Genomic DNA, 14,400 nt, shown 5'->3' with positions numbered 1-14,400 from the left:
CCTCACGAAACTCGGATATACGTATTGAGCTTCATCACACATTGTACCAGCGAACCGTTGATGTGTCGCCGCGTCGGCCTATCCGCGATCGAGAATGGTATCGCGGATATGATGCTTGAGTGGCCGCTCGTCGCCTGATTACCTCCAACGACATTGATCACCGTGTCCGAAACTCTACCTTTGAAAAAGGTAACATGACCGAGACCGAGATTTTCACCGGCAGGCGAGTAGCAGGTAAATACTGCGAGGTCTCCCTCCCTGGGCTCGGTGGTCTTCTCGAAGATTTTCTCAAACTTCTTGTCAACAAACGATTGTGACGAAGCACTACGACTGCCCTTCTTCCCAGCGCGTTCGATGCACCAGTTGGCGAAGGCCGCGCACCAGGGAATCATGTCGTTATTGGGAGGAGAACTCGTAGCGGAGAAGAATTTAACCACCAGAGGATTCCAGTGTCCCGGATATGGCCATTGCGAGATCCAGTTCGGGTGCTCACGATAGAAGCGATCGACAAAGCTCTGTGCGATATCGATGGGCCGAGGTCCTAGTACAGTTCTGGCTACGATCTGTTCAGCAATGTCTATTTCTTCTTGTGACGCCGGATCGTAACCAAACGGTCGGCGGCCATCGAGCGCGTCAAAAGACGGATATGTTACCTCCTCAAGTAGTTGATCGGGGTCCACCGTTTGAGCCGAACTACCAACATTGGATACAAGTGCAGTACAAAGGGCGCCCAAGCTTAAATTGCGACGCGTTATCATTTTCGACAACCTCAAACGATTACAAAGGCTCAGTAAAAGAATTTTACGCCTCGCAACTGGGCAGGACCCGATTCGCGCTCAAGTCTTCACGCCGAAACACACTCGAAGCCGGCCCCACGTCAGTTTGCGCTCGGCAATTATAAGGCGAAAATTTCCTTGAATTCAAACATTGCGTGGAGCAGGAATCAGCGAAACTGCCCATTAATGGTGGACCACAAGCGTTTGAGAAAAGACAGGCGTCAACAACAACATATGGTTGCACGCTAGGACCAAAACGCGTGTAGAGCATTTGGGCTAAGTACCAGGATCGGGAATCATGAAGGTGGCTTGGCGGATAACGAAGGGCATCTTTTACATCATTTTGATCAGCCATGAAGTTGTTCAAGCGAAAGAGCATCTTGCCCCGCGCGCGAAACATTTGGCTCAAACTGACGTCGAGATTAGACCGGCCAAGGGAGTAAGTTGGTCGACACTTGGCGTGCAGCCTGGAATCGTCAAGGCATCAGAATGTAGTTGCATCGACGCGCAATTCCCCCCAGAGCCTCCGGCTCCCGTCTCTGACACCGGAATAGTCGCACCCTCTGCCGGTAATCGTTCTCCCTTTCCGCCTGGCGCCAAGCTTACGCTCACCAACAGATGTCCCGATACGGTGAGAGTGACCCTTCAAGGCGATGAATACAGTCCTTTCAGTACCATCGCGGAGCAACCGGGCGTAGCCGCCAGGGGACGCCAGTTCGCAATTGAAGTTATGCTTCCTGGTGATCAGGTTTTCGCCGACCTGGGATATAAACGGTATATTCAGGGCTGGGTGAGCGGATGTCCAACACAAGGAATTCCTCGCCAATAGAGCTTAAAAGGCCGAGCTGCTGACGTGACGTAAGGCGGGGTCACTCTGCCGCAAGGACCCTGGATTTCTTCCTGTCCATCTCGTCGACGATGTCCAGATCGCCGTCGTCTGCGACTCCCCTGTCCTCTCCCGCGTGCCGTTTCGGACTGAGCCATTGGGAGACACGGTCGAGATAGAGATAAACCACCGGCGTGGTGAAGAGCGTCAGCACCTGGCTGACCAGGAGGCCGCCGACCATGGCATAGCCGAGCGGCTGGCGCAGCTCCGAGCCGGTCCCGTGGCCGAGCATCAGCGGCACGCCGCCCAGCACGGCGGCCATCGTGGTCATCAAGATGGGACGGAAGCGCAGCAGGCAGGCCCGGCGGATCGCCTCTAACGGCGTCATTCCCTGATCGTGCTCCGCCACGATCGCAAAGTCGACCAGCATAATGCCGTTTTTCTTGACGATGCCGATCAGCAGCACCAGCCCGATCAGCCCGATCAGGCTGAAGTCGAAATGGAACAGCAACAATGTCGCGAGCGCACCGACGCCGGCTGACGGCAAGGTCGACAGGATCGTCAGCGGGTGAATGTAGCTCTCGTAGAGCACGCCGAGAATGAGATAGACCACGATCAGCGCCGCCACGATCAGCAAGGGCACGGAGGAGAGCGACTCCTGGAATGCCTTCGCCGTGCCCTGGAACGTGGAGGTGATGGTGGCCGGCACGTCCATCTGCCGTTCCATCGCATCGATCGCCTGCGTCGCCTGGCCGAGCGCGACGCCGGGCGCGAGATTGAACGAAATCGTCACCGCCGGAAACTGGCCCTGATGATTGATCGCCAGCGGCCGCACCGGCGCCGTGGTCCACTTGGTGAAGGCCGACAACGGCACCTCGCCCCCCGTCGTCGGGGAATGCAGATAGATCTGCTCCAGCGTCGACGGATTTTTCTGCAGCGAAGGCAGCACCTCGAGCACGACATAATAGGTGGACAACTGGGTCGAGTAGGTCGCGATCTCCCGCTGCCCGAAGGCGTCGTACAGCGTCGCGTCGATGACGTCGGGGGTGATCCCGAAACGCGCCGCCTGGTTGCGGTCGATCGACAGCGTCAGCGTGGTCCCTGACATCTGCTGGTCGGACGCGACGTCGCGCAGCTCGGGCATCTCCTTCATCTTGCCGAGCAGCTTTGGCGCCCATGTGTTGAGCTGGTCCATGTCGGTCGACTGCAGAGTGAACTGATATTGCGTCCGCGCGGCGCGGCCGCCGACGCGGACATCCTGCGCCGACTGGAGGTAGAGGCGCGCGCCCTGAACCTTCGACGTCTGTACCTGCAAGCGGCGGATGACCTGGTCGGCCGAGGCCGTGCGCTCATCGCGCGGCTTCAAGGTGATGTACATATTGCCGTCGTTGAGCGTACTGCCGCTGCCGCCCATCCGCATCGCCATGTGGTCGATCGCCGGATCCTTCAGCACGATCTCGCCCATCTCCTGCATGTGCTTCGCCATGTCAGCGATCGACACGTCCTGCGAGGTTTCGACGATGCCAGTGATCAGGCCGGTGTCCTGCTGCGGAAAGAAGCCTTTCGGGATGATCACGAACAGATAGACCGTGAGCGCCATCGTCGCGAAGAACACCATCAGGGTCGCGAAGCGGAAGCGCAGCACGAGATCGAGGCCGCGCTCGTAGCCGTCGACAAGCGCCTGGAACATCCGTTCGCTCAGCATATAGAGCCGGCCGTGATGCTCCTCGCCGTGCGACTTGAGGAAGCGCGAGGCCATCATCGGCGTCAACGTCAGCGACACGAAGGCCGACACCACGATCGTCATCGCCAGCGTCACCGAGAATTCCCGGAACAGGCGGCCGATGATGCCGCTCATCAGCAACAACGGAATCAGCACCGCGATCAGTGAAACCGAGATCGAGATGATCGTGAACCCGATTTCGCCCGCGCCCTTCACCGCGGCGGCCATCGGCGTCTCGCCTTCCTCGATGTAGCGGGTGATGTTCTCCAGCATCACGATGGCATCGTCGACCACGAAGCCGACCGCGATGGTGAGGGCCATCAGCGACAGATTGTCGAGGCTGTAGCCGGCCATCCACATCAGTGCGCAGGCGCCGAGCAGCGCGAGCGGCACCGTGATCGACGGAATGATGGTGGCCCAGACGCTGCGCAGGAAGACGAAGATCACCATCACCACGAGACCGATCGTCAGCAACAGCGTGAACTGCACGTCCTTCACGGCGGCACGGATGGTTTGCGTGCGGTCCGACAGCACCGAGATCTTGATCGCCGGCGAAATGCCCGCCTGCAGATGCGGCAACTGCTTCATGACGTTGTCGACGGTGTCGATGACGTTGGCGCCGGGCTGCTTGAAGATGACCAGGAAGACGCCGGGCTTGCCGTCGGCCCAGCCATACTGGGTATTGTCCAGCGGCGCACTGACGGCATGGCCGATGTCTCCGACCTTGACGGGGCTGCCGTTGCGATAGGCAATGACGATGTCGTTCCACGCGTCCGCGTTGGTGAACTGGTCATTGGCATAGACGGTGTAGGTGCGGGTGTCGCCGTTGAGGGTGCCCTTGGGATTGTTGACGGTGATCACGGAGAGCGGGGTCCGCACGTCCTCCAGCGACAGGCCTTTCGCCACCAGCTTGGCGGGATCGATCTGAACGCGGATCGAGGGCGCCTGCTGGCCGCCGACACTGACCTGACCGACGCCGCCGATATGGCTGATCGCCTGCGCGAGCTTGGTGTAGGCCTCGTCCGACACCTGCGTCATCGGCAGCGTCGTCGACGTGGCCCCGAGCAGGAGAATGGGAGAGTCCGCCGGATTGACCTTTCGGTAGGTCGGCGTACTCGGCATGTTCTTGGGCAATTGCCCGCTCGCGGCATTGATGGCGGCGAGCACGTCGGACCCGGCACCGTCGATGTTCCTGCCGAGGTCAAACTGGAGAACGATCTGGGTCGAGCTGGTCTGGCTCGACGACGTCATCTCCGACACACCGGGAATCAGGGCGAACTGCGATTCCAGCGGCTGCGCCACTGAGGACGCCATCGTCTCGGGATCCGCGCCGGGAAGGCTGGCCGAGACCTGGATGGTGGGGAAATCGACCTCGGGCAGCGGCGCCACCGGCAATTGCGGATAGGCGATGATCCCCACGAAGAGAATGCCGACCATCAGCAGCGACGTCGCGATGGGGAGGCGAATGAAGGGAGCCGAGATACCGCCTGCCATGTCAGTCAGCCGATCCGGTTTTGGTTTCGCTCGTGGTACCGTTCTTGGCGCTGTTGGCTTGAGCAGTAGCGGTGCCCGCATCCGCCGTCGGGGCTGCCAGGGCAACCAGCGGCTTCTCATCGACCAGCGCGCCATCGAACAGGCGCGACTGCCCGGCCACCACGATCCTGTCTCCGACGTTGAGACCTTCGGAGACCACGGCGTTTGCATCGCCGCTCTGGCTGACCTTGATCGGCCTGGCGCTGACCTTGCCATTGTCGCCGATGACATAAGCGAACAGGCCGGCCGGCCCGTGCTGCACGCCATCCTGCGGCACGACGATGACCTGCTTGAGCGTGTCGACCAGCATGCGCGTGGTGACGGACAATCCCGGCCACAGCGCGTTGTCCTTGTTGTCGAAGCGGGCCTTCAGGCCGATGGTGCCCGTGGCCTGGTTCACCGAATTGTCCATGATCGCGAGCCTGCCCTGCGACAGCGTCCTGGTTCCGTCCGAGCTCAGCGCCTCGACCGGCACGTCGCCGGTCTGGAAGGCCTTGTCGATGGCGAGCAGTTGATCTTCCGGTTCGGTGAACTGCACGGCAATCGGCTGCAGCTGCGCGATGGTGACGATCCCGTTCGTATCCGCGGCATGCACGATGTTGCCGGGGTCGACAAACCGGAAACCCATGCGTCCGCTGATCGGCGCCTTGATCGAGGTGTAGCCGAGATTGGTCTGCGCATTGTCGATGGCGGCCTGGTCGCCCTTCAGCTGCGCGGTCACCTGATCGACCAGTGCCTGCTGGGTATCGAGATTCTGCTGGGTTTCGAATTGCTGCTTCGCGAGTGTCTGAAAGCGCTGCAGGTTGAGCTGGTCGTTGCGCAAATTGGCCTCGTCCTGCGCCTTCTTCGCCACCGCCTGCTCCAGAGCCGCGGTAAAGGGCCGCTGATCGATCTCGAGAAGCGGATCGCCCTCCTTCACCATCTGTCCCTGCTTGAAGAACACCTTCGTGATCTGACCATCGACGCGGCTCTTGATCGTCACCGTCTTGAACGGCGAGACGACTCCAAGACCGTAGGTGTGCACGGGAAAGTCGGCCTTCTTCACCTCGAACGAGGTGACGGGAATTTTGACGGCGGCCTGATTGGAAGCGCCTTGAGCGGCCGCTGCGACGGGCTTCACACTCCCGACGAGCTCATACCATGCGCCGTAGCCGACGGCGGCTGTTGCAAACATTCCAAACAGCGTGAGGCTGAGCTTCGGTCGCCTTGTCATATCCATCGCCATTTTTATTGTCTGTGCCTGTCTTCAGGTGAAGCGACCGCTTGCACGTGAAACGCGCTCGTTCGTGCCGAAGTATCGCGGACAGGTTCGCCGCCGCAAAATAACGATCGCGTGCGACTTTCTGTACAATTCGTCATGTTCGCGCATCGCGACAAAACAATCGCCTGGATGCAGCGAGGAATTGCAAATGATCAACGCCAAGAGACGAACCAAGGAAGAAACAGACAGAAACGATATGGACAGGCGTTAAGGATCGCAGCCCGCATCACGCCGAATTGCGCCAGCGATCAGGAAATTTAACGAACGCTCGTTTCAAGTCGGGCCTTATCATCGACACGTTGATGGCAACGCGAATTGTCATTCGAGGCGCAAGATGAGGGACGTTCAGCAGGACTTCGGAGGAAATGTCATCCCGTTTCGCAAGCGATCAGGAGACGAGAGAGCTCCCGCTGACGATGTACGGTCCGAGAACATCCTGCGCATGCTCGACCTCTCGAAGTTCGAACGGGATCGCCGCAGCGCGGAGAATGGCGCGAGCATGCGCTCGAACATCGCAGCTATCGTTCTGCTCGGCCTCCTCGTCTTCATCGCGACAGAGGACTTCTACAGATTAGAGCAATCGAACTTGTGCCTGCACAAATGGGAGTGCATGAATTGAATGACGCCCGCCTGCGGGCACATGCTGTCGACCCTGCTGCGCACCATCCCGGCGCTCAGCCTCGATCTGATGGCAGCGGTCCACGTGCAGCCGCAAGCGCTGGCGAGCCTCACCTCGGTCTATCATTTCGCCTTTGCCGACTTTGCAATGCGACGAGCCTTTTCCAAAAAGAAAAGCCAGCCAAAATTCTGATCCGCCTTGACCGCTCGAACTAGCTGGTGAGCAGACGTCGCAACGCCAATCGGATTGACGGGACCTAAGGGGGCATTCGAAAGCACCCCCCAAAGCGCTGTCGTCATAGCGTTGGGCTTTTGCTCTTCCACAAGCTTCCAAAATGAATCAGAAGTCGCCGCCGGGCTCTTCTTCTCGTTCAAAAATTCTCGGAAGTAGCGGATGTGCGAGTCCCTTCTTAGGATCTCGATTTGCTCCCAACTCATAGAGCCAAAATCCGGAATCTCGAATTCACACTCTTCGACGGATTGCATTGAAACTTCGTTTGGATCGCTTGAGCCCGAGCGGCTCATCAAAAAGTGATGGCGAACATCATACAATCCAGAGCTATCCGCAATCGACTCCTTCAGCAACATGACTCTCCCGAGGTCGGCAACAGTCTCCAAGAGATTCACTTCGCCGATCTCGTAATTTCTCAAAAATTCATCTTTCCCGTTCAGAAGTGTTGGGTACAAAGACAGCACTCGCCTAATATTGGAGTCGGAATGCGCAATGGAGTTCTCCGCTATTCCATATTGCCTTGGCCTTCGAAAGCACCCACGCTCCCCGATCAATCGCGCAAGGACGATCGCATCTCCGGGATCGTTAGAGAGCATTGATATGAGCCAATCTGCAAACCCAAGCTCATAACTTATGTTCACTCCCATATGATGGGGGTTCACGATGATTGCTTCGTGTGCGATCGCGCATTTCTTGAGAAACGGCGTTAGAGCTTTATCCTTATGCAAGAACCAAAGCACGTTCGGGGAAACTAGGCCGACAGTCATTGATACCTTCCAAGAAATTCGACTTTGTTTTATGGTGGGCGGTCTTGATTAGAGGCCCGTCGGATTAATTGAGCTGTTCGCAAACCGCGGACCTTGCCGACACCGTCGCGATTCCGAAATTTGATCTGAGGCAACGCCCGATCCAGCCGACCTCTTCCTCCAATAATTGCTCGACGATAGAGCACACTGGCAGGATGCGCAACTTTAGATAGCTTCGAATTGGCATTGCATCGACAAGCAACGACGTTCCAGGTCCATGGAACGCGCGCAGCTTTATGTGCTCCGTCGGCACGGCTGGCGGGCCATGCGATAAGCTGCCCTCTCCCGCCATTGGCACCCTCCCCCCAATCGTGTAACCCGGCCAAAACGCTTGCTAAAACCCTTGCCAAAAATCCTTGCCGGGACGGGACGTTGATGAGTGCGGTTGCCAACGATGAAGCGGGACATGATGTGAGTCATGGCACCCGCGCGCTGATCTTTGCGCTGGTGGCGCTCGCCTGCGGGCACATGCTGTCGACCCTGCTGCGCACCATCCCGGCGCTCAGCCTCGATCTGATGGCGGCGGATTTCCACGTGCAGCCGCAGGCGCTGGCGAGCCTCACCTCGGTCTATCATTTCGCCTTTGCGGCCGCGCAGATCCCGGTGGGCGCCGCGATGGACCGCTTTGGCGTGCGGCCGGTGTCGCTGAGCCTGCTCGCGGGCACGATCGTCGGCGCGATCGCATCGGGCTTCGCGACGGGACCTGAGAGTTTTGCCTTCGGGCAATTGATGCTGGGCATTGCCACCTCAGGCATGCTGATGTGCCCGATGACGCTGGCGGCCAAGCAATTGTCGGCGGCGCGGTTCGGGCTGTGGTCGGGTGCGATCCTCTCGATCGGCAATATCGGTATGCTGCTGTCGTCGAGCCCGCTCGCCTTCGTGGTCGATCAATATGGCTGGCGCGCCGGGTTCTGGATCGCAGCAGCCGGCGGCGTCGCGGTGGCGCTCGCCGTGTTCGCGCTGGTGCCGAACCAGCCGGCCGAGCACAAGGACGAATCCTCGCCGCTGTCGCAGATGATCGAGGTGCTCAGGCTCGGCCTGTCGCGGCCGCTGCGCGGGCTGATCGCGCTGGCGATGGTGTCGCTGGCGACCTCGCTGGTGCTGCGCGGTTTGTGGGGCGGGCCGTGGCTGATGGAGATCAAGGGCCTGTCGCGGGTCGAGGCCGGCAACCAGCTCGGCGCCTATACGCTGGCGATGATCGCCGGTCCCCTGTGCATCGGCATGATCGACCGCAGGATCGGACGGCGCCGCGAACTCGTCGCCGGCACGCACACGGTCGCCGCGCTGCTGGTGGCGCTGATGGCGCTGGGTGCGCCGCATTATGCGGTTGCATGGCTGTTCGGCGTGCCGGTCATGCCGCCGCAATACGATCTCGTGCTGTTCGTGCTGATCGGCCTTGCCACCTCCGCACAGCCGCTGCTGTTCGGCATGTGCCGGCAGCTGGTGGACGCGCAGACCGCGGGCAAGGCGCTGGCGGCGGTGAACCTCGCCTTCTTCCTCGGCACCGCCCTGATGCAGTCGATCACCGGCGCCGTCGCCGCGTTCGCGGGGCTGCCGGCGGTGCTGCTGTTCATGGCGGCTGCGCTGCTCGTGGGGGTGATGATCTTTTTGACTTATACGTCACCGCGTTCGTAGGATGGGGTGAGCGAAGCGAAACCCATCGTTCTCATCGAGACATGATGGGTTTCGCTGCGCTCTACCCATCCTACAAGATCGTGCACCTGAGGAATAATCATGCCTGTCGACACCAAAGCCGCCACCGACCGCCTCATGCGCTTCCTCGCCGTGGAAGGTGTCACCGGACAGGAGGCGGCGATCGGGCGTGAGCTCACCGCCGCGCTGAAGGAAAGCGGCGTGCCGGCCAAGGCGATCCGGCTCGACGACGCCAACACCCGCATTCCCGTGCCGACCGAGACCGGCAATCTCATCGTCGACCTGCCCGGCCGCGGCGCGCTGCACAACCAGCCGCGCATCATGTTCATGACCCACATGGACACCGTGCCGCTCTGCGCCGGCGCCAAGCCGAAGAAATCCGGCCGCAAGATCGTCAACGAGGCCAAGACCGCGCTCGGCGGCGACAATCGCTGCGGCTGCGGTGTGCTGGTGACGCTCGCGGCCGAGCTCGAAAAGCAGAAGCTCGACCATCCGCCGATCACGCTGCTGTTCTGCGTGCGCGAGGAGAGCGGGCTCTACGGCGCGCGCCACGTCAAGCTCGACGAGCTCGGCTCGCCGTTGATGGCGTTCAACTATGACGGCGGCTCGGCCTCAAACGTCGTGATCGGCGCGGTCGGCGCCGACCGCTGGACCGTCGAGATCATGGGCCGCGCCTCGCATGCCGGCGTCGCGCCGGAGCGCGGCATCTCCTCGACCATGATCATGGCGCTCGCGCTTGCCGACGTGAAGGCCGGCGGCTGGTTCGGCAAGGTGGTGAAGGGCAAGGGCGCCAGCGCGCGGACGGGCACCAGCAATGTCGGCCCCGTCACCGGCGGCGAAGGCCGCCCCGCGGGCGATGCCACCAATGTCGTCACCGACTACGTGCATGTGCGCGGCGAGAGCCGCAGCCATGACGGAAAGTTCTTCAAGGAGATCACCAAGGCCTACAAGACCGCATTCGAGAAGGCGGCCAAGAAGGTGACGAACACGCAAGGCAAGTCCGGCAAGGTCAAGTTCAAGGCCGAGACCGACTATTATCCGTTCCGCATGAAGGACAGCCAGCCCGTCATCAAGCGCGCGGTCGAGGCGGTGTCCGCGGTCGGCGGCACCCCGAACGTCCGCACCGCCAATGGCGGCCTCGATGCCAACTGGATGGTCCGTCACGGCGTTCCGACCGTGACCTTCGGCGCCGGCCAGAACGAGGCGCACACCATCGACGAGTGGATCAATCTCGACGAATACGACCGCGCCTGCGCGCTGGCCGTGCAGCTCGCGACGATGCGGTGAGGCACAGACTGTAGGATGGGTAGAGCGCAGCGAAACCCATCGCTACGCTTGCGATGACAATGATGGGTTTCACTTCGCTCTACCCATCCTACGAACCAAGAAGAAAACGCAGGGAGGCCACATGCCACGCATCGCGAAAATCGAATCCGCGCTCTACCGGATTCCCCTGCCCGTCACGCTGTCCGATTCCACCCATGGCGAGATCGCGGCGTTCGAGCTGATCACCTGCCGCATCCGTGATGCCGATGGCGCTGAAGGCGTCGGCTACACTTACACCGTCGGGCGCAATGGGGGCGCGACCGCCGATATCCTGAAGCGCGAGATCCCGCCGCTGGTCGAGGGACGCGAGGCGGACGACACGGAAAGCATCTGGCATCACGTCTGGTGGGGCCTGCATTATGGCGGACGCGGCGGGCCGGCGGTGCTGGCGCTGTCCGCGCTCGACATCGCGCTGTGGGATCTGAAGGCGCGACGCGCGAAATTGCCGCTGTACCAGCTGCTCGGCGGGTTCGACGCGCACGTGCCGTGCTATGCGGGCGGCATCGATCTTGATCTCTCGGTCGAGGCGCTGCTCAAGCAGACCGACGGCAACCTCGCCAAGGGGTTTCGCGCCATCAAGATGAAGGTCGGCCGGCCCGATCTCAAATCCGACGTCGCACGCGTCGCGGCGATGCGAGACCATCTCGGCGACGGCTTTCCGCTGATGGCGGATGCCAACATGAAATGGACGGTGGAGGAAGCAATCCGCGCCGCCCGCGCCTTCGTGCCGTACGATTTGACCTGGCTGGAAGAGCCGATCATCCCCGACGATGTCGCGGGCCACGCCCGCATCATGCAGGCCGGCGGCGTACCGATCGCCGCGGGCGAGAATCTGCGTTCGCTGTGGGAGTTCAAGAACTACATCGCATCGGGCGCGGTGTCCTATCCCGAGCCCGACGTCACCAATTGCGGCGGCGTCAGCGCCTTCATGAAGATCGCGCGGCTGGCGGAGGCCTTCAACCTGCCCGTCACCAGCCACGGCGCGCACGACATCACCGTGCATCTGCTTGCGGCCTGCCCGAACCGGTCGTATCTGGAAGCCCACGGCTTCGGGCTCGACAAGTATATCGAGCATCCGCTGGTGCTCGAGGACGGCAAGGCGCTGGCGCCGGACCGGCTGGGCCACGGCATCCATTTTGACTGGAAGGGGCTGGCGAAGCTGGCGCCGTAGGGACGCATTGCTGCACGCGAGGCATTCCAAGGGGCTTGATGCGGGGCACGGATAATCGGCTAGAGTGGCAGCTAGCCGTCATCATGCGAGAGAGCCGCGCCTTGCCCCCTGAACTGCACAAGAAACTGACCGCCTGGCGCCAGCATCTGCATGCCCACCCCGAGCTCTCCCTGCAGGAAAAGGCGACCGCCGCCTTCGTGCAGGAAAAACTCACCGAGCTCGGCATTCCCTTCGTGTCAGGCATCGGCGGCCACGGCGTGGTCGCAACGCTGACGCGCGGATCGGCCGAGGGGCGCGTCGGCCTGCGCGCCGACATGGACGCGCTGCCGATCACCGAAGACACCGGGCTTGCCTATGCCTCGAAGACTTCAGGCGTGATGCATGCCTGCGGCCATGACGGGCACACCGCCTCGCTGCTTGGCGCAGCGGCGCTGCTCGCCGCGGATACGAGCTGGAGCGGTACCGTCGATTTCATCTTCCAGCCGGCCGAGGAGGGTTTTGGCGGCTCGCGCGCGATGGTCGCGGCCGGGCTGTTCGAGCGGTTCCCGATGGATCGCGTGTTCGGCTTCCACAACTGGCCGGGCCTGGAAGCCGGCACCATCGCGGTTCACGACGGCGTGGTGATGGCCTCGGGTGGACGCGTCACCATCACCATCGAGGGCCATGCGGGGCACGCCGGCATGCCGCATCTGACCCGCGATCCCCTGATGGCGGCCGGCCACCTGATCGTGGCGATGCAAGGAATCGTGTCGCGCGGCGTTGATCCGCTCGACACCGCCGTGCTCTCGCTCTGCACGATCGAGGGCGGCACGGCGCCCAATCAAATCGCGGGCAAGGTCGTGATCCGCGGCACGCTGCGGCATCACCGCAACGAGGTGAAGGACATCATCCTCGCGCGGATCGGCGAGATCTGCGCCGGCATCGCCACGAGCTTCGACGTCAAGGTCACGCCCGACATCGTCATGGGCGTTGGCGTGACGACCAACTCGCCGGAGGAAGCCGGCCTCGCGCGCATGGCCGCGGACAAGGTCCGTGCGCCGGTGCGGCGCGACCTCGCACCCAGCATGGCCGGCGAAGACTTCGCCTTCTATCTCCAGAGGCGTCCCGGCGCGTTCGTGTGGATCGGTAACGGCCCCTTGCGCGACGGCGCCGAGCTGCACGGCCCGCGTTACGATTTCAACGACGCGATCCTCCCCGTGGCATCGAGCTGGATGGCCGAAGTCGCCAAGACAGCGCTGTCGGCGAACTGAGACAGGCCCGTGGCTCCCCCGGATCGGTTGCGCTAGGATAGGAACGCGTTCTAGCCAGCGAGATCCGGATGAACCGGCGCGAATTCGTTTCGGGACTGACGGCGGCGACTGCGTTGGCAGGCGTGGCGTCGACCGCCGTAGCCGCGGAAGGCAGGCGGGTCGCGCTCGTGATCGGCAACGGCGCCTACCGGAACGTGCCGGCGCTGACGAATCCGCCGAACGACGCCAGCGACATCGCCGCAGCGCTGAAGCGACTTGGCTTCACCGTCTTCCTGGCGACGAACGCTGGCTTCGATGACATGCGCCGCGGCCTGATCGCATTGGGGCGCGACGCCGCCGGCGCCGACATGGCGGCTGTGTATTTCGCCGGCCATGGCATGGAGATCAATGGCGAGAACTGGCTGATCCCTGTCGACGCAGACTTGAAGCGGGACACGGACGCTGCGAATGAAGCCATCAACCTGCAAAGCGTGATGCTGCAGGTGTCGAACACCACGAGCCTTGGCCTCGTTATCCTCGATGCCTGCCGCAACAATCCGTTTGCAGCACGGATGAACCGATCGATCGCCACGCGGGCGGCCCCCACCAGCGGGCTCGGCCGCATCGAACCCGTCGGCAACGTTCTCGTCGCCTATGCCGCACGCGACGGCACCACGGCGCTCGACGGCGATGCGCGCAACAGCCCGTTTGCAGCGGCGCTGCTGCGCAACATCGAAGTATCAGGCGTCGAGGTGACGTTCATGTTCCGCAATGTCCGCGACGACGTGATGGAGGCAACCCGCAACGAACAGCAGCCGTTCGTCTACGGTTCGCTGTCGCGCAAGGCGATCTATCTGGCCGGTCGGCCAGCGGCAGGCAGCGAGCCAGCAGCACCGCCCAGCCCGCTTCCGGCCGTCGTCTCCCCTGCTCCGCCGCAGACGCTGACGATCGATCCCGCGCTGGTCGGCACCTGGGAGATCATGGTGCCGAGCGGCCGCGGCCAGTCGCGCTGGATCTGGCAGATCATGGGCGACGGCACCTACAGGTTCCACGCCGAGCCACAGCGCTCGGCACGTCCGCACGAAGGCACGATGACGGCGACGAACGGCCGCTGGTCCCTGCATGCAACCAGGGGCCTGTCAGGCTACAGCGACGGCGGCGCCTACGAAATCCACGATGCGCTGGCTGTGATCACCGGCAAGCTCGGCACCGGCGCCTGGAAGCGCAGCGCCGAATAGATGGCGCA

At 62.1% G+C, this 14,400-nt stretch carries 11 protein-coding genes and 1 pseudogene; 8 read left to right on the top strand and 4 right to left on the bottom strand.

Annotation, left to right across the window (positions count from 1 at the left end):
- Positions 1-2: 2 nt before the first annotated feature.
- A complete protein-coding gene (locus NLM32_RS15430) occupies positions 3-758 on the bottom strand; it encodes a CHAP domain-containing protein (RefSeq protein WP_254129803.1) in 756 nt (251 codons plus the stop codon).
- 316 nt (positions 759-1,074) lie between these two features.
- Here NLM32_RS15430 and NLM32_RS15425 point away from each other — a divergent pair, with 316 nt between their 5' ends.
- On the top strand, positions 1,075-1,605 hold the full coding sequence (locus NLM32_RS15425) for a hypothetical protein (protein ID WP_254129802.1): 531 nt from the start codon (positions 1,075-1,077) through the stop codon (positions 1,603-1,605).
- Between the two features lie 40 nt (positions 1,606-1,645).
- On the opposite strand, the gene NLM32_RS15420 is transcribed toward NLM32_RS15425, so the two are convergent.
- Entirely contained in the window at positions 1,646-4,819 is a 3,174-nt protein-coding gene (locus tag NLM32_RS15420; RefSeq protein WP_254129801.1) for an efflux RND transporter permease subunit, read from the bottom strand.
- Between the two features lies 1 nt (position 4,820).
- A complete protein-coding gene (locus NLM32_RS15415) occupies positions 4,821-6,071 on the bottom strand; it encodes an efflux RND transporter periplasmic adaptor subunit (protein ID WP_254129800.1) in 1,251 nt (416 codons plus the stop codon).
- Between the two features lie 382 nt (positions 6,072-6,453).
- Here NLM32_RS15415 and NLM32_RS15410 point away from each other — a divergent pair, with 382 nt between their 5' ends.
- Both NLM32_RS15410 and NLM32_RS15405 read left to right on the top strand, forming a co-directional pair.
- Complete coding sequence (locus NLM32_RS15410) at positions 6,454-6,738, top strand: hypothetical protein (RefSeq protein ID WP_254129799.1); 285 nt, start codon at positions 6,454-6,456, stop codon at positions 6,736-6,738.
- 9 nt (positions 6,739-6,747) lie between these two features.
- Positions 6,748-6,876 (top strand): annotated as a pseudogene (locus tag NLM32_RS15405) (MFS transporter); the annotation flags it as partial.
- Here NLM32_RS15405 and NLM32_RS15400 read toward each other — a convergent pair.
- Entirely contained in the window at positions 6,861-7,736 is an 876-nt protein-coding gene (locus tag NLM32_RS15400) for a hypothetical protein (RefSeq protein WP_254129798.1), read from the bottom strand. The pseudogene NLM32_RS15405 and the gene NLM32_RS15400 overlap by 16 nt on opposite strands.
- Before the next feature lie 414 nt (positions 7,737-8,150).
- Here NLM32_RS15400 and NLM32_RS15395 point away from each other — a divergent pair, with 414 nt between their 5' ends.
- The 5 genes from NLM32_RS15395 (at position 8,151) to NLM32_RS15375 (ending at position 14,392) form a co-directional block, all read left to right on the top strand.
- Complete coding sequence (locus NLM32_RS15395; protein ID WP_254129797.1) at positions 8,151-9,410, top strand: MFS transporter; 1,260 nt, start codon at positions 8,151-8,153, stop codon at positions 9,408-9,410.
- A 99-nt stretch (positions 9,411-9,509) separates the two neighbouring features.
- The gene (locus tag NLM32_RS15390) at positions 9,510-10,715 is read left to right on the top strand and encodes a M20/M25/M40 family metallo-hydrolase (protein WP_254129796.1); all 1,206 of its coding nucleotides are present in this window, start codon (positions 9,510-9,512) and stop codon (positions 10,713-10,715) included.
- A gap of 121 nt (positions 10,716-10,836) precedes the next feature.
- Positions 10,837-11,925 carry a mandelate racemase/muconate lactonizing enzyme family protein gene (locus tag NLM32_RS15385; protein WP_254129795.1) on the top strand — a complete coding sequence of 363 codons (1,089 nt, stop codon included), beginning with the start codon at positions 10,837-10,839 and terminating at the stop codon, positions 11,923-11,925.
- Positions 11,926-12,026: 101 nt separating this feature from the next.
- Positions 12,027-13,175 carry an amidohydrolase gene (locus NLM32_RS15380; protein WP_254129794.1) on the top strand — a complete coding sequence of 383 codons (1,149 nt, stop codon included), beginning with the start codon at positions 12,027-12,029 and terminating at the stop codon, positions 13,173-13,175.
- Positions 13,176-13,243: 68 nt separating this feature from the next.
- Complete coding sequence (locus tag NLM32_RS15375) at positions 13,244-14,392, top strand: caspase family protein (protein WP_254129793.1); 1,149 nt, start codon at positions 13,244-13,246, stop codon at positions 14,390-14,392.
- Positions 14,393-14,400 lie beyond the last annotated feature (8 nt).

Source organism: Bradyrhizobium sp. CCGUVB14 (genome assembly GCF_024199935.1).
Lineage (GTDB): Bacteria > Pseudomonadota > Alphaproteobacteria > Rhizobiales > Xanthobacteraceae > Bradyrhizobium.
This window is presented reverse-complemented; position numbering and strand designations above follow the sequence as displayed.